The sequence below is a fragment of the Aestuariivivens marinum genome (assembly GCF_022662175.1).
Taxonomy (GTDB): domain Bacteria; phylum Bacteroidota; class Bacteroidia; order Flavobacteriales; family Flavobacteriaceae; genus Aestuariivivens; species Aestuariivivens marinum.
Genome location: NZ_JAKMCR010000006.1, coordinates 39,652 through 55,987, shown reverse-complemented (window position 1 = coordinate 55,987; position 16,336 = coordinate 39,652). Strand labels below are relative to the sequence as shown.

Annotated in this window: 15 protein-coding genes; 7 read left to right on the top strand and 8 right to left on the bottom strand. The window is 33.1% G+C overall.

Translation table 11 applies throughout. The annotated features are described in order from the left end of the window. The first annotated feature begins 393 nt into the window (after positions 1-393). From MR053_RS12655 to MR053_RS12630, 6 genes are all read left to right on the top strand, one after another. Positions 394-945, top strand: coding sequence for a TlpA family protein disulfide reductase (locus MR053_RS12655; RefSeq protein WP_255745076.1), 552 nt, complete (start codon positions 394-396; stop codon positions 943-945). Positions 946-955: 10 nt separating this feature from the next. Continuing rightward, the gene (locus tag MR053_RS12650; protein ID WP_242132785.1) at positions 956-1,576 is read left to right on the top strand and encodes a thioredoxin family protein; all 621 of its coding nucleotides are present in this window, start codon (positions 956-958) and stop codon (positions 1,574-1,576) included. Between the two features lie 107 nt (positions 1,577-1,683). Next, complete coding sequence (locus MR053_RS12645) at positions 1,684-2,001, top strand: rhodanese-like domain-containing protein (protein WP_242132784.1); 318 nt, start codon at positions 1,684-1,686, stop codon at positions 1,999-2,001. Between the two features lie 10 nt (positions 2,002-2,011). Next, positions 2,012-2,398, top strand: a complete 387-nt coding sequence (locus MR053_RS12640; protein WP_242132783.1) for a rhodanese-like domain-containing protein — start codon at positions 2,012-2,014, stop codon at positions 2,396-2,398. Positions 2,399-2,594: 196 nt separating this feature from the next. Then, a complete protein-coding gene (locus tag MR053_RS12635) occupies positions 2,595-3,368 on the top strand; it encodes a hypothetical protein (RefSeq protein ID WP_242132782.1) in 774 nt (257 codons plus the stop codon). A gap of 165 nt (positions 3,369-3,533) precedes the next feature. Then, positions 3,534-3,821, top strand: a complete 288-nt coding sequence (locus tag MR053_RS12630; protein WP_242132781.1) for a hypothetical protein — start codon at positions 3,534-3,536, stop codon at positions 3,819-3,821. Between the two features lie 69 nt (positions 3,822-3,890). On the opposite strand, the gene MR053_RS12625 is transcribed toward MR053_RS12630, so the two are convergent. The 7 genes from MR053_RS12625 to MR053_RS12595 form a co-directional block, all read right to left on the bottom strand. Next, positions 3,891-7,151, bottom strand: a complete 3,261-nt coding sequence (locus tag MR053_RS12625) for a WD40/YVTN/BNR-like repeat-containing protein (RefSeq protein WP_242132780.1) — start codon at positions 7,149-7,151, stop codon at positions 3,891-3,893. A 44-nt stretch (positions 7,152-7,195) separates the two neighbouring features. Continuing rightward, positions 7,196-7,834: a hypothetical protein gene (locus tag MR053_RS12620; RefSeq protein WP_242132779.1), complete on the bottom strand. Its 639-nt coding sequence runs from the start codon at positions 7,832-7,834 to the stop codon at positions 7,196-7,198. A gap of 359 nt (positions 7,835-8,193) precedes the next feature. Then, complete coding sequence (locus MR053_RS12615) at positions 8,194-9,312, bottom strand: toxin-antitoxin system YwqK family antitoxin (protein WP_242132778.1); 1,119 nt, start codon at positions 9,310-9,312, stop codon at positions 8,194-8,196. A gap of 146 nt (positions 9,313-9,458) precedes the next feature. Then, positions 9,459-10,280 (bottom strand): hypothetical protein, encoded by an 822-nt coding sequence (locus MR053_RS12610; protein WP_242132777.1) that lies wholly within the window; start codon positions 10,278-10,280, stop codon positions 9,459-9,461. A gap of 116 nt (positions 10,281-10,396) precedes the next feature. Next, positions 10,397-11,056 carry a peptide-methionine (S)-S-oxide reductase MsrA gene (msrA, locus tag MR053_RS12605; protein WP_242132776.1) on the bottom strand — a complete coding sequence of 220 codons (660 nt, stop codon included), beginning with the start codon at positions 11,054-11,056 and terminating at the stop codon, positions 10,397-10,399. A 114-nt stretch (positions 11,057-11,170) separates the two neighbouring features. Then, entirely contained in the window at positions 11,171-11,950 is a 780-nt protein-coding gene (locus tag MR053_RS12600; protein ID WP_242132775.1) for a zinc ribbon domain-containing protein, read from the bottom strand. 3 nt (positions 11,951-11,953) lie between these two features. Next, on the bottom strand, positions 11,954-13,048 hold the full coding sequence (locus tag MR053_RS12595; protein WP_242132774.1) for a Nif3-like dinuclear metal center hexameric protein: 1,095 nt from the start codon (positions 13,046-13,048) through the stop codon (positions 11,954-11,956). 53 nt (positions 13,049-13,101) lie between these two features. Here MR053_RS12595 and lpxK point away from each other — a divergent pair, with 53 nt between their 5' ends. Next, on the top strand, positions 13,102-14,109 hold the full coding sequence (gene lpxK, locus MR053_RS12590) for a tetraacyldisaccharide 4'-kinase (protein WP_242132773.1): 1,008 nt from the start codon (positions 13,102-13,104) through the stop codon (positions 14,107-14,109). Here lpxK and MR053_RS12585 read toward each other — a convergent pair. Further along, complete coding sequence (locus tag MR053_RS12585) at positions 14,106-16,334, bottom strand: ATP-binding protein (protein WP_242132772.1); 2,229 nt, start codon at positions 16,332-16,334, stop codon at positions 14,106-14,108. The genes lpxK and MR053_RS12585 overlap by 4 nt on opposite strands. Positions 16,335-16,336 lie beyond the last annotated feature (2 nt).

The following is a 16,336-nucleotide window of genomic DNA, read 5'->3' as shown; positions in this document are numbered from 1 at the left end:
TCACGAAATTTAGTTTCGAAAGCACCACCACCAAGTATTATTTAAAATCGTTTTCATTTATTTTTGTTTAACGGTTCAAATATAGAAATGAAAAAATAATTACGCAATAATTAAAACGGTTTTTATTTGTGTTTAATAAAAAAACTACCATAATTAGTCTGGTAGTTTTAGATGGTTATAAGGTCTAGGACGAATTTTAGTTTGCTATTAACCTTATTTTGCCTAATAATCAAATGAGCTCTTAAGCCTCATTGTTACTTCTATATACATTTACCCGTTGTTGTTTATAAAGATGTATGCTGATTGCATAAAATTAAACTTTTGTTAAATTAAGTAAGATTCATTTTACGAATATTTAAATTTAATGGTTGTATTGTTTAACAGCGTTTATTCATGAAAATTTTCAAGTCACTTTATTTTTTAACATTATTCTTTTTATTCTCTAACTGTGGTAATAAAAAAAGTAGCCATGATTCTGTTAATTTAATTGGTGATAATCATCCTACTGTACAAAGCACTTCTTCTATAGATTTGGAAGTTTATACTTTTGATGAGTTTTCTAAATTTTTAAATAAAAAAGATGATAGGGTTTATATTATTAATTTTTGGGCCACTTGGTGTGCTCCTTGTGTTAAGGAACTGCCTTATTTTGAGAAGATTAAAAAAGAATATGAAGGAGAAAATGTTGAGGTTCTATTGGTAAGCTTGGATTTTCCTCATTTATACGAGACAAAATTAAAGCCTTTTATAGTCAGTAAAAAATTAAAATCTAAAGTTGTTGCTCTAGACGATCCAGATATGAATGGCTGGATACCAAAAGTAGATAGTACCTGGACAGGTTCTATACCCGCTACAATGATATATAAAAATAATGCAAGAAAATTTTTTGAACAATCATTTACTTATGATGAGTTAAATACCGAATTGAAACAATTTTTAAAATAAACATACAGTTATGCAACAAATTAAATACATAGCACTTGCATTGGTCTTATTTACGATGCTTGGTGCTTTTAAAAATTCAAAATCCAGTTTAAGCAACGGATATCAAATAGGTGATGTAGTTAACGACTTTAAGTTAAAGAACATAGATGGGAATATGGTTTCCCTATCAGATTATAAAGATGCCAAAGGATTTATAATAACTTTTACTTGTAATACTTGTCCTTATGCAGTAATGTACGAGGATAGAATTATTGAACTTAATAATAAATATGCGCCTAAGGGGTATCCGGTAATCGCCATAATGCCAAATAATACTAATGTCAAGCCAGGAGATAATTTCGAGGCCATGAAAAAACGCGCAAAAACCAAAGGCTTTACTTTTCCCTATTTAATAGATAAGGAACAAACCGTTTTTCCAAAGTTTGGGGCAACGAGGACACCTCAGGTTTTTGTCTTGAAAAAAACTAAAAAAGGGAGTGTAGTAAAATATATTGGAGCTATTGATGACAATTATAAAGATGCTTCTGAAGTTAATACCAAATATGTTGAAAACGCAGTTAAAGCTCTTTTAGAAGGTAGGGAAGTTGAACAAAAAGAAACAAAAGCTATTGGCTGTTCCATAAAGGCTTAAAGGAAAAATACTCCAATAAAAAATCCGAGTTGTAATTTACTCGGATTTTTTTTGTTTATATTTAAATAAGATATATTAATTTTGTATCTCATCCTAATTACTAACCAATGGAAGATTTAACACAAGAAGAATGGGCTGAACAACTTGCTAAAGACAATAATGCAGTTGTTTTAGATGTTCGAACTGATGATGAAATAGCCGATGGAATGATTCCAAACGCCATTCATCTAGATATTTATAAAGGACAAGATTTTATTAATGAACTTGAAGAATTAGATAAGGCCAAAAGTTACTATGTGTATTGTAGATCAGGTAATAGAAGTGGCCAAGCCTGTCGCATTATGGATGAGTTAGGTTTTGATAACGTATTTAACCTTGAAGGAGGTATTTTAGAATGGCAAGGTGATATTGTAGATATAGACTAAAACATTGCAAATGAGGTTGGTTTTATTTTTATTTGGGTTAATGGTTTTTGTAGGATGTAAACAACCTACGGCATCCCAGACCAAAATTGTTACCCAAGAAGAGATGGAAGCTTTATTGCAAAACAAGGGCGTTCAATTGGTAGATGTTAGAACACCTGAAGAATATAGTGAAGGTTTTATACCGAGTGCAATAAATATTGATTTTTTATCACCTACTTTTTTAGAAGATATTGAAAGCCTAGATAAGGAAAAACCTATTATTGTGTATTGCCAAAGTGGTGGCAGAAGTGGTAAGTGCTCAAAAAAGCTGGAAGAAGCTGGCTTTAAAAAAATTTACGATTTACAAGGGGGGTACTCCAAATGGAAGTATAAAGGCCCTGATGCTGAAACAAAATAGTACAAAGCTCTCATTATGAGAGCTTTTTTTATCATCTGCTTTTTTTTTATTATATTTAGTAATCCAAATTAAGAGCCTGTATCTTAAATGAAAGATTTAGTTTTTCATTTATTATAATTCGATTTTTTCCAAAACATTTTTAGCAATCAATATGATATAATAGTGTATCATATTTAATCAACTAAATTTTTTTATTATGATTAAAAAATCAATTTCCCAATGTTTAATGGTTCTTTTAATAATGGGAGCCAGTATTACTTTGAAAGCACAAGATGATTCAAAGGATTATGTTATGTTTGAGAGCATGATGATGACTCCAGATTACACCAAGCTAAAAATTTTAGGAGACAATATGCGCGCCCATAATGCAAAGTATCATAAAGATGGGCCTTACAAAGCAGCTGTATATACTATTTCTACCGGACCAAATTCAGGTAGGATGGTGTGGATGATGGGACCTACAACTTATACGCATTTAGATTCTCGACCTTCAAATAATGGTCATGATGAAGATTGGAGAGATAATGTTATGCCCTATATCAAAAAAATTCATACTTCAGAATATTGGAAAATGAATGGTGAATTATCTAACACGTCTATGCTAGATGGAGATAACTCCAAATATCCATTAATATTGGTGAGATATGGTGAAATTGATGAAGATCATGCATATTCGCTTAACTCGTTTTTTGAAATGGTAAGTAAAACGGTAAAGGCCATGGAAGGGGAGAATCCTTGGGGCTTATACTATAATGAGTTTAGGCAAGGAAATTTAGGAAGGCATGTGGCATCTGTTAGTTTCTTTAAAAATTGGGCGGAATTAGATGACGACTCAGTAAGCTTTAAGGATACTTTTGAAACGACCATAGGAAAAAATAAATGGAGGAGCTTTATTGAGATGGGAGATGGTGTTTTTTCAAATTCATGGGACGAAATATGGTCTTATAGTGCTCATATGAGTGGAGAGTAAACCTATTGTAAAATTGTTTGTATTTTATCTATAAAAGTATAATCTTTATCAGTAAAGTATATCAGCAATTTTGGTTTTGTCTTGTTTTTGAGTTGTTTAACTTAAATATTTTTTAGCTTAAACACTTTTGTTTAATTTTATTGAGTAACTTAAAATATTAAGGTTATGAACATGATGAATGGTTGGGTAATTTTATCCATTGTCGCTTTACTTTTTTTAAGCATGTATGTCTATGCTAATATTTTTGTTTTTTTAGAAAGAATTAAGGAAAAGAAAAAAAGAAAGAAAGAAGCACACAATCTTGAGTTAATAGCTCAAGAGAAGGAAAGAAAGCGTCAAATTAGAGAGGAAAAGTTCAAGAAAATAAGAGATAGAAGTGAGGAAATTAAACAAGAACTAAAACGTTTGGAGTTGTTAAAATCCAATAGGATGAAAGCTGAAAAGGCACAATAGTATCTTTAAATTTTATTGAAAAACGGTCCCAAGATAATTTTATCTTGGGACCATTTTTTATATAGTTTGTTAATCAATAATTACTGGTGCTCCAGCCTGTACTAGTTGTTTTTCTAAATAAGGAATAGCAACGACAGCAAATTCTATTATTTTGGGTTTTACTCTATTGTATAATATTTTAGCTATGTCAAAACTTTCTAAATGCATTTTTGTTGGGCCATAAGTACCCTTAAATAGAGCAGATTGGGCAGTAGATAATCTGCCCATAATGGAAATTACATCCTTTTCACCAATTTCTTGTTTTGAAGAGCTTCCCTCTAAAATAGTTTTTATATCCTGCATGGTTTGATTTAAATCAAAAATTTGCTGTTCTAATTCACCGGGTACTTTTTCTAAGTATGTTAGTGCTTTTTCAAAAGTTTTTAATTTAGTTGAAGCTTTTTCAAACTGATTTTTTGATTGTTGTACAGCAACGAGCAATATTTCCAATTCGTTGATGTAATTATTAATTTCAATATTAGAAATCGGGTTTTTTAATGTATTTTTTCTAATGCGTTCCACTTCAAAAGTTTGTGTAGTTCCTAGTGTTTTTGCATCACCTTCAATAATAGAATATAAAGTCACTTTATAGGTTCCAGGACTAACATGTATTTGCCTGAATTGTGATCTATTTGAATTTGTGTCAAGATATGGTGTAAACGGTTTTTTAAGGTTCCAGGCCACACGGTTTATACCTTTTTTGTATGGTGTATTGATTCTGGTAATAATATTATTATCTAGGTCGCTTATAACTAAGGTTGCTGTAGGTTTTTCTTGATTCTTTTCGGCATCAAGGGCTTCCCAGCCTGGAAAAGGAATATCCTTGTTTTCTTTTTTTAGGGTCTTTTCCTTTTTTTGTCTAATAGCTTTCTTTGTATTAAAATTTTCGGGAATATAGAATGTAAAAATAGCGCCATAGTCAGGATTCTTTGCAGTGAAAAAACTTGCGCCTTGACTTGATGTGCCTCCTGTTATAGGTTCATACTGAAGCGCTTTCCTTGGTTTAAATAATTGTACATTTTGTAATTGCTTTGGATCAATGGTTCTTAGTGGTGTATAATCGTCCAGAATGTAAAACCCTCTACCAAAAGATGCGGCAACGAGATCATTTTCTCTTTTTTGAATGGCTAAATCCCTTATTGGAATAGTTGGAAGTCCACTGGAAAATTTATGCCATGAATTCCCTTGATCTAAGGATGTATAAATACCATACTCTGTTCCTAAAAACAAGAGGTTAGGATTGATGTGGTCTTGAACCATTCTCCAAACCAAACTATTGTTGGGAATACCTTTGGTCATTAAGGTCCATGATTTACCTCCATCATTACTCTTTAAAAAATAGGGTTTGTAATCTCCAAATTTATGATTGTCTAAAGCAACATACACTTTGTTAGTATCGTGTAAATCTGTTTTAATATCATTTACAAAGGCAGTAGCTGGCACTCCAGGCAGGTCATCAACTAAAATTTTATTCCAAGATTGGCCACCATTCTTGGTGTATTGAATAATACCGTCGTCAGTTCCAACAAAAATGAGGTTTTCATCAATTGGTGACTCCGATATTGAAGTAATGGTATTATAAGTAGACATGGCATACACATCCCAAGCTTCATCCCAACTTTGTGCTTTACCCATAATAGGCAAACTTAAACGCTCTTCATTTTTAGTTAAATCTTCAGAAATAGGCGTCCAACTATCTCCTCTGTTGTTGGAACGCCAAACACGTTGAGAACCAAAATACAACCGTTTAGGGTCGTGTTGACTAACTAAAATAGGGGAGTCCCAATTAAAACGTTCGTAAGGATCATCAGCACTAGCTTGCGGTTTTATATACACAGATTCAAGGGTGTTGCGTTCTATTCTCCTAATTTCACCTTGTTGGGATTGGGCATATAAAATGTCTGGATTACCAGGTTCGGTGGCAGGTTGGTGTCCGTCACCACCAAGTACAACATACCAGTCTGAATTAGATATACCGTTCGATTTGAACGTTCTTGATGGTCCTCCCTGCGAATTATTGTCTTGGGTGCCACCATAGATATTGTAGAAGGGTTCTGAATCGTCTACGGCTAGTTTATAAAATTGTGTTATTGGTAAATTGTTAACAAATTTCCAAGTATTGGTATCGTCAAAAGATTCATATATACCACCATCAGTTCCAATTAAAAGATAGTTAGGATCATTAAGTTTGAAGGTCAATGAATGGTTATCCGAATGTTTATCTGCCTCTTTCATGGTGTAAAAGGTTTTACCGCCATCTTCAGAAACCAACACCCTAACATTCATCAAATAAATTTTGTCCAATACGTGCGGTGATGCTACTAACTCTTGATAGTAATGTGGTCCCGTGCCACCAGAAACAGTATCAGACATTTTGGTCCAACTGGCACCTTGGTCACTCGATCTGTAAACAGCTCCCTTTTTTCTTTCAAGCTCTATAGCGGCATATAGAATATCAGGATTTATGGGTGAAATAGCCAAGCCTATTTTCCCCATGTTGGTATTTGGTAAGCCATGGGATAACTTATCCCAAGTTTCTCCTCCGTCAATACTTTTGTAAAGCGCAGTGCCCTCTCCACCACCTATATAGGCCGCTACATTTCTATGACGCTGCCAAGTGGCAGCATATAGTATCTTTTCATTTCTGGGGTCGATAACAATATCTGTAACACCAGTCCATTCATTGCTTTTTAAGGTTAATTTCCAAGTTTTACCCCCATCAACAGATTTATAAAGTCCCCTTTCGCCACCAGAACTCCATAAAGGCCCTTGTGCTGCTACCCAAATTTCCTGAGAGTTTTTTGGGTTGACGATTATTTTAGAAATGTGTTCCGATTTTGTTAATCCACTTTGCTTCCAGCTTTTACCACCATTATAGCTAACATAAATACCATGACCAATGCCCACATGGCGACCACCAACATTTTCTCCTGTTCCTAACCATATGGTATTGGAATTATTAGGGTCTATCGTTAAGCACCCTGTAGAATAAAATGGTTGGTTTTCTGTAAGGCAGGACCATGTTGTACCGGCATTTAGGGTTTTCCATACACCACCAGAGCCTACAGCGACATACCAAACATTTTGATTTTTAGGATCTATAGCAATATCGGCTATTCTTCCAGACATAAATGCTGGGCCAATACTTCTAAATTTTAACCCATTTAACGCTTGTTCTATTTTGGTGGTGTCTTTGTCTTTGTCTTGAGCTGTTGCTGTTATTATAGCAGATAAGAAAAGTGAAAAGAACAATATAAATATTAGTGAAGGAGTAATTCTTGAGGTTCTCATATTAGTTTTTTAAAGAGCAATTTAACCAATAAGCGCTTTCCATGTCATTGTTTTAAAGTAATTTTAACATCAGAAAATTTTAGATTCCAGTTTCCATCTTCATTTTTATGATCCAGAGCGATTTTAATGCCTTTAAAATCTTTATAATTTTCAAATGTGTTAATCAGTGAAGGAGTTGTACTATTTCCTTTTCTAAAGATCCATTCTTTTATAAGGTATGTATCGTCAAAAAACAGATCGTATGCGTCTCCAGGTGTATAACCTCCTATATTGGAGTAGGTTAGGGTTATTTTATTTAGGCTGTCTTTACTAATGGGAGCCTCAACTTTAGTTGGATTTGAAATTTCTAGACCATCATCCCAAACCAACTGAAAAGGGATTAGCAGCCAAAACTTATCGTTTATAAAAGCGCGGTCTATTTGTATTACTGTTGAATCTATATTAGAACGGTTATAATTTAGGGTAATGGTGTCTTTGGTATAGGTAACGGCATTGGTTTTAGGGTTCCATATCCAATGTCTTTTGCCATTAAAATTAAAAGCAACTTCAGATACATTTTTCCAGTTTTCGAAACCATGGGCATTGGCAATATTTTTGGCAATACTAAGCTTATTTTCTTTTTTATGGTTATTGCATGAAACAAAAAATAAAACTAGGAGAAGGGCAAGACATAAGTTTTTCATTAGTTTAGTTTTTGTAAATATAATACATCGTGATGAATGTAAATCATAGCTATATTATATTTAGTAGTCTACAATAAAGAGGGTTTTTATTAGGTGGTAAAACGTTAGCTTATTACTGTTCCAAGGGGTTTTAATTTGGTTTTTATCTCAAATTACAACCTAAAAAAGTGTAAACTATGTCCCTTTAACTTTGTAAACGATGTGCCTTTATCATACCTGCTTGTGCATAACGGTGAGTATAAGAATAGTAGCCGACTGCGTGGCACTTTCCTGTCAAGTTACAAGAAAGTTAAAGCGGGCTACAACCCTTAATTTTACTACTATCTCGGCTATATATATTTATACATTGTTAGTGTCTTTTATTCTTCTATTTTATATATTTTCAAATAACCTTGACAGCTTGCATATGAAAGAATGTACAGTTCGTTCTTTCCGTCATTATTTATGTCATATTCAAAAAATTGCAAATTATCAATATTCAAGATTTCCAAGTTCCCTTCCTGTCGTTTAAGAGTTACTGGATTTGTACCTGTGTCATCACATTTAAGTTGTTTTATGTGGATAACTAATTTCCCTAAACTTGTTTTGTGGTCAACATCTTTTTCAATGTATTTAATATCCCATTCCCCATTTGGTAATTCTTTTGCTTCTCTATTAATTCCAAATTTTGTAGTAGTTAATTCGGTACTACAAGACAAAGTGGATGAAGTCTTCAACTCAACACCATTTTCTTTTAAAACAACATATTCATTACCATATTTGAGAACTATGTTACTTCCATTTAAACAAACAGTCGCTCCACGAAATAAATGTCCTCCAAACCTTAGAACTCTTTGCCCTCTTTTAGGCTGGTCAAACATTACGTAAATATTTAAATTTGAACTATTAATCACATTTGTGTCTGGAAAGGTTTGTTTGATGAAGGCAGGCAAAATTTGTTCTTCCTTCTCATTATACTTAAACAAGTCTCCGTTTAATTTACCATCTTTGAATTTTTCAATACTTGCGATTTCCCCATTTGCATGATATGTAATCCATTCTCCATTTCTTCTGTTCCCCTTAGCTCTAATTGCTCCGCTCTCAAAGTAATTTTTTGCTTCTCCGACTATGGTGTCAGAATTAAAAACAGCTTCATATTTTAGCTTTCCACTTTTATAAAACTCTTTAAATTCTCCTTGCTTAATACCTTGATTATAATTCTTTATTGTTTCAACTGAACCATCAGAATAATATTCAATCCACAAGCTGTCATATTCCTTGTTCTTGAAAAATCCGGTCTCCCATGTTGTCCCATCTTTTGTATACTTTCTAAACGGACCTGTCAATGTATCATTCACATATGTTCGTTCAAACAACCAACTTCCTGAATAACCTTTGTGCGTTCCTTGTTTCCATCCATTTTCGTCAATATATCCTTCTTTCGTCTGCGAAAACGACAAGAATGGAACTAATATTAATATGATTGTTATTGTCTTCATTCTAATTGCCACTAACGTTTTAGGTTATGATTTCGGCGTGGAAAAAATCCGCAGGATTTGTCCGAAGAGAAATAAGCTTGGTTAAAAGTGCAGATTTTCTAAAATAGTGCATAAGCCACGCTGAATGATAGCCGTGTTAGGGCTTTTTATTTTCTTAATTTTATTTTTCTTGTTTGTACCACTTTAAGTTTTTTCTTTTTCAATTTGCCATTTTCTACTTTAATATAGCTATATCTTTTTTGTGACACCCAATTTCCATTCTCATCATATCTATATTCAAGTGTATAACAAACATTATCATCCTTGTACAAATTTCGTTCCCAATAGATTATGTCTCCATGTTCGTTATATTTTTTTGTTGATTTTTGCTTGTACTCGCCCTCATGCTTGATTGGTCTAACATTAGAAGATTTTAAGTTATGCCGATTGTCATAAACATTCACCTTCATTTTATTGTTTTCAACATCGTACTCAGCTGTTTCATAACCATATAAATTTCCGTTTTGATCATAGTTAGCCAATTGAATCAAATTTTGTCTGTCATCAAAGTCATACTTCCAATATTCTAGTGGTTGATTACCTGCATTATATTGTATTTGAATGAAATTATTTTGATTATCATATTCATAGATTGTGTAACTGGTTTGATAACCTAAAGTATTAATCCATTTTTTGTTATTTATCCTAACTATTCTTCCTAAGCTATCGTACTTATAGAGATTTAACCAAATCAATTTATTTTCTTCATTGAATCTTTGTAGACTCATTAAGCCCATTGAAGAATTAAATTTTTTATGTTCGATTTCTGTTTCAGAACCATCAGAATTGTAAAAAGTGGTTTTCTCGATTATTTCTTCAATTCCTTCATATTTATCATACATGTGCAGGTTTGATAAATAGCTACCAATAGATTGTGAAAATGTTATTTGGGTAAAAAACGAAAGAAAGACTAGATGAAATGTTTTCATAGATTAATTAGTAGTTTATAATGTGCCTTAGATATAATATAAGCCTAAAGCACTTATGTGCTACTATTAGTACACAATATAGGGAAAGATAATTATAAGATCAAAAAAGGCATATATTAATGCGATGCATTTTTTAACACCTCTGGCATTTTTGCCTTAAAGCGTTTTAAGCGTGGTATGGAAACACTTTTAATATAGCTGTTGTTAGGGTGCAGGCGCTCGTAATTTTGGTGGTAGTCCTCTGCTTCCCAAAACTTTTTAAAAGGCAATATTTCGGCAGCGATTTTTGCATTTAATGCTTTGGATAAAACGTCTTTCTTCTTTAAAATAATGTTCTTTTGAGTGTCATTTTGATAGAAAATTATGGAACGGTATTGGGAACCATAATCGGGATGCTGACCATTAACCTGAGTGGGGTCTTGTGATGCGAAATAGACATCTACCAAGGTTTCAAAGCTAACCACTTTGGGGTCGTATATAACTTCTACAGTTTCGGCATGGCCAGTACGGCCAGTATTGCTGGCTTCATAAGTCGGGTTTTTGGTATGTCCGCCAGAGTAACCACTTATGGCGTCTTCTACACCTCTTACACTTTCGTAAATGGCTTCTACACACCAAAAGCAACCACTTGCAAAATAGGCACGGGCCTTTCCATTTTTTATAGGAACTTCAACAGGGGTCTTATTTTCTGCAGATTGTTGTGATGCCTTTTCTTGGGCATTGTTTTTACAATTAAAGAGAAGTATAAATAATACTAGGACTACTATACGATTCATAAAATTTATTTTTTGCTTTAGACGTATTAATTTATAAAAACTTAATTTAAAATTATAAAACAATAAAAAAGCCCTCATTAAAATGAAGGCTTTGATGTATTGTGCTTTAATGGATTATAGTTTAGCAAACAACTTTTCCATTTTAGATTTTTGTTCTTCGGCCAGGGCAGCGTCTACTAAAATACGTCCGCTATGCTCATCGGTAATCACTTTTTTACGGGAAGCAATTTCAACCTGTACCTGAGGCGGAATGGTGAAGAAAGAACCTCCAGAAGCCCCTCTTTCAATAGGAACAACAGCTAAACCATTCTTAACACTACCTCGAATTCTGTTGTAGGCAGTTACCAAACGGTCTTCTATTTGATCTTTGTACTCTTCAGATTTTTGTATTAAAGCCTGTTCTTCTTTCTCGGTCTCGGCTAAAATTGCGTCAAGCTCCCCTTTTTTGTGCTTTAAATGAGTTTCACGTTCTTTTAAACGCTCTTTGGTTTCAGCAATTACTTCTTTCTTCTGCTCTATTTGCGCTTTAAATTCCTTGATGTGCTTTTCAGCCAATTCTATTTCCAATTCCTGAAATTCAACCTCTTTGGTAAGCGAGTTATACTCTCTGTTATTTCTAACATTCTTTTGCTGTTCGGTATACTTTTTTATAAGCGCCTTGGCTTCTTCAATAAGATTTTTTTTAGAAGCTATATCGTTGTCTATTAACTCTAGGCTTGAAACTAATTTTTCAAGTCTAATGTTTAGTCCAGCTACTTCATCTTCTAAATCGCGCACTTCTAAAGGCAGTTCTCCACGAACATTTCTAATTTCGTCAATACGGGAATCGATTAATTGTAAATCGTATAAAGCTCTTAAACGCTCTTCTACAGTTGCTTCTTTCTTTTTAGCCATACTTTAAAAATACTTAACAGGATTGGTGTTTGTGTTTGATAAAACGACTGCAAAATTAGTAATTTTTTTTGTAAGATACGCTACTAGAAGGTTTTTTGTGAAGTGTTCACTTTCATAATGCCCAATATCTGCTAAAAGGATATTGTTTTCGGCCGTAAAAAAGTCATGATATTTTAAATCGGCAGTTATAAACGCATCAGCACCTGCACGTTTAGCTGCTTGGATGGCAAAACTACCCGAGCCTCCAAGAACGGCTATTTTCTTTATGGATTTACTGGTCAAAGCCGAATGCCTAATACACTCCGTTTTCATAGTTTCCTTAACATATCTTAAAAAATCAATTTCACTTAATGCTGTTTCAAGTTCACCAATCATTCCCATGCCAATGTTTTGGTTTGCATTATCTAGAGTAGTTACTTCGTAGGCAACTTCTTCATAGGAGTGTGTTTCGAAAAGGGTCTTTAATATTTTTGATTCTAAATGCTTTGCAAACGTAACGGTAATTTTGGTTTCCTTTTCGGTATGAGTTTTCCCTTTGGAACCTTTTGTAGGATTGGAATTTTCGTTGCCATTAAACGTGCCATAACCCTCTACATTAAAACTACAGTCATTATAGTTTCCAATACTACCTGCTCCTGCTTGAAATAATGCCTTTCGCAATTGATCTGCTTCGGCAAAAGGAACATAGGTGGTTAATTTTTTAATGGTGCCCGATTGTGGGATGAGGATTCTTTTATTGGTTAATTGTAATTGGTTGCATATCATGTCGTTTACGCCTAATAATGAATTATCTAAAGCCGTATGCATGCTATAAATCGCAATATCATGCTTTATGGCTTTCATAACAACACGTTCAACATAGGTTTTTCCGTTAAGTTTTTTTAGACCTTTAAAGATAATAGGATGGAAGCTTACTACTAGATTGCAGTTGTTTTCGATAGCTTCGTCGATAACAGCTTCAAGAGTGTCCAAGGTCACTAATATGCCTTTTAATTTAGCCTTTTTGTCTCCAACTAAAAGACCTACATTGTCAAAATCCTCAGCATAATTTAGAGGAGCCAAAGCTTCTAAATGATTAATGACATCTTGAATAAGCATATTATTTTCATTTATTGATTATTAAACAAATATAAAATATTTACTTTGCTATTATGAACTTATTGCGGAAGATAGTATTTCCTGTAGTCCCCATTTATTATTTGGTGACCAGTGTAAGAAACAAATTATACGATTTAGGGTTAAAGACCTTTAGGTCATTTGATTTTCCAGTAATTTGTGTTGGGAATTTAAGTGTTGGAGGGACCGGTAAGACCCCCATGATTGAATATTTAATCCGTTTGTTTAGGGAAGACTACAAAGTAGCAACACTTAGTAGGGGTTATGGCCGAAAAACGAAAGGGTTTCTATTAGCTAATGAAAATGCTGATGCTGAAAGTCTAGGGGATGAACCTTTTCAGTTTTATAATAAGTTTAAAGGAAATATACAGGTAGCAGTTGATGCCAATCGGGTTAATGGTATTGAGCAGTTAAGGTCATTGCCCGAACAACCAGAACTTATTTTGTTAGATGATGCTTTTCAGCATAGAAAGGTAAAGGCGGGCTTAAATATTTTGCTTACCACATACGATAACTTGTATATTAATGATTTTGTGTTGCCGTCTGGAAATTTAAGAGAACCTAAAACAGGGGCCAATCGAGCTGATATTATCGTAGTTACAAAGTGTCCGATGCAGTTAAGTAATCTTGAAAAAGAAACTGTTTTGAGGCAGATTAACCCAAAGGGTAATCAACAGGTATTTTTTAGCTATATACAGTATGCTGATGAAGCAAAATCTTTAGAAAAGACCATTAAAATTGATGCTTTGCAGCATTTTACTTTGGTAACAGGTATTGCTAATCCAACACCGTTGGTTGAATTTCTAAAAAACAAAGGGCTTCGTTTTGAGCATTTAAGCTTTAAGGACCATCATAATTTTTCTGTTCAGGATATTGAAAAGCTTAAAGTAGAAACAATTATTTTAGCTACAGAAAAGGATTTTGTAAGATTGAAAAAGTACAATGTTTTAAGGGGTAAGTTGTATTACTTGCCAATAGAAATTAAAATAGAAAATGCAAAAGTGTTTGATAACCTTTTGAGAAGTTTTGTAAAAAGTTATTAGGCAGATTTTTTCTTTTTGTTAAGAGCATTGAATAGTTTCTTTTCAAACTCTTCCTGTTTAAAAGGTTTAGGGATTATATCTGTAAATCCAGCTTCATCAAACTCTTGCATTCTATCCTCGATAGTTACGGCAGTTAGTGCAAAAATGGTTAATTCTTTATCGAAGGTTCTAACAATCTTGGTCGCTTCAATACCACTAATGCCGGGCATATGAATATCCATTAAAACAATATCGTAATTATTCGTCTTAATCTTATCTACCGCATCTTCACCATTGTCTACAATATCGCATTTTAGATTCATTTTGGTTAGAATCTTTTTGGTGATCATTTGGTTGATTTTGTTGTCTTCAACTACCAATATTTTAACTTTTGTTAAATCAATTTCATTTGTTTCTTCAGAGAAATACGATTGTTTTGTTTCCTTAATTTCACCTTGTTCTGTATATTCCAGTGGAATTTCGAAATAGAAGGTTGTGCCTTTACCCAATTCACTAGTAAGATATATTTTACCATTGAGTATGTCTATTAACCCTTTAACAATAGAAAGCCCTAAGCCAGTACCACCATATTTTCTATTAATTTGAATTGATCCTTGGGAGAAGCTTTCAAACATATTGTCCTGTTTTTCTTTGCTAATACCTATACCATTATCTTCAACCTCAAACCTTAGGGTGTAAGTATTGTTTTGCTGTTCAATTTTATAAACCCTTATCCAAATATCACCATCTTTGGTAAACTTAATGGAGTTGCCAATAAGATTGATTAAGATTTGTGATATCTTAATTTGATCCGCAATAAAGTTTTTAGGTAAATCTTTAGGATAATCAAAATGTATTTTAATATTGTTATCCAATGCCGAATTGTTTAAGGCCATAACAATATTGCTTATTTTGTTTTTTAAGTTAAATGGTTCTGGCTCTATATTTACCTTATTGGCCTCAATTTTATTGAGTTGAAGAATGTCGTTAATAAAAGTAAGCAAATAATCTCCTGAAAATTTTAGTGATTTTAAGTGTTGGATTTGTTCAGGTTTAGGATCTTCATCCAATAACATATTGCTAAGCCCAGTTACAGCATATAAAGGTGTTCGTAACTCGTGTGTCACGGTTGACAGAAAATTAGCCTTGGTCTTAGAGGCCAACTCGGCCTTTTCTTTAGCAATAATAAGCTCACTGTTTTTTTTATGGAGCATGTTATTGGTCTTTAATCTGATATTGTTGTTTTTGTATAATGACAAGGTTAACAGAGACAAAATAGTAATTAGGGCAACACTTAGTATTGATATAAGGTTTACCATATGGTTTTTGTTTTCGGCTTCCTTTATATCTTCGTTGGCTTTTTTCAACTCTTCAGTGGTATCTGCCATTAAATATTCAATACGTTTTTCTGGAGAAAGGTTTTCGAGTTGTAAAGTTCTTAATGAGTCAGATAGTCTTATGTGACTTTTAAGGTAGCTGTAGGACGTCTTATAGTCATTTAACTTGCTACTTATATCACTCAAAATCAAATAACAATCATTTAAAACACTAGTATAGTTGTATAGTTTTGCCAGCTTTAAACTTTCATTTACTAAAGTTGAAGCGCGTCTGGTATTACCTTGTACAAGATACACTTCACTAAGGTTAACCAAGCCCTTACTTTGGATTTGGGATAGGTTGAAGTTTTTTGATAAGTAGATGGATTGATCTAGGTGTGTTATGGCGTTTTTGTAATTTTTTAGTTTTATGTAGGTAATGCCTTCGTAAAGTAATATTTCAGCTAACTTTTCATTTAGATCTTCTTCTTCAAATTTAGATTTTGCTGCTCTATATTGATCTAAAGCAAGATTGTATTCTTGTTTTTTTAAATAAATATCGCCAAATATTTTATGGGAATCCCCAAGATTGACATTATCATTGTTTAGTCGTTGTATTCTAATAGCTTGGTTAATGGACTTAATGGCCTTGTCCTCTTCTTCTACAATTAATTGTAACTTCCCTATAGCAGCATAAATGATACCTAAACGCGATTGATTATTGGCATCAGTAGCTAATTTTAGAGCAATATCAAGTTTTTTTTGTGCTTCAAAATAATCGAAGTTTTCAATATCGTTTATAGATCCCTGAATATGGTAATCGATACGATTCTGAATGATTTCTGGATCCTCTTCTATTGAGTTTTGCGCAAAGGACAGTAGACCAAAGCATATTAAAAATACAGGTATGTAAAGTTTTATATGGGGCATTA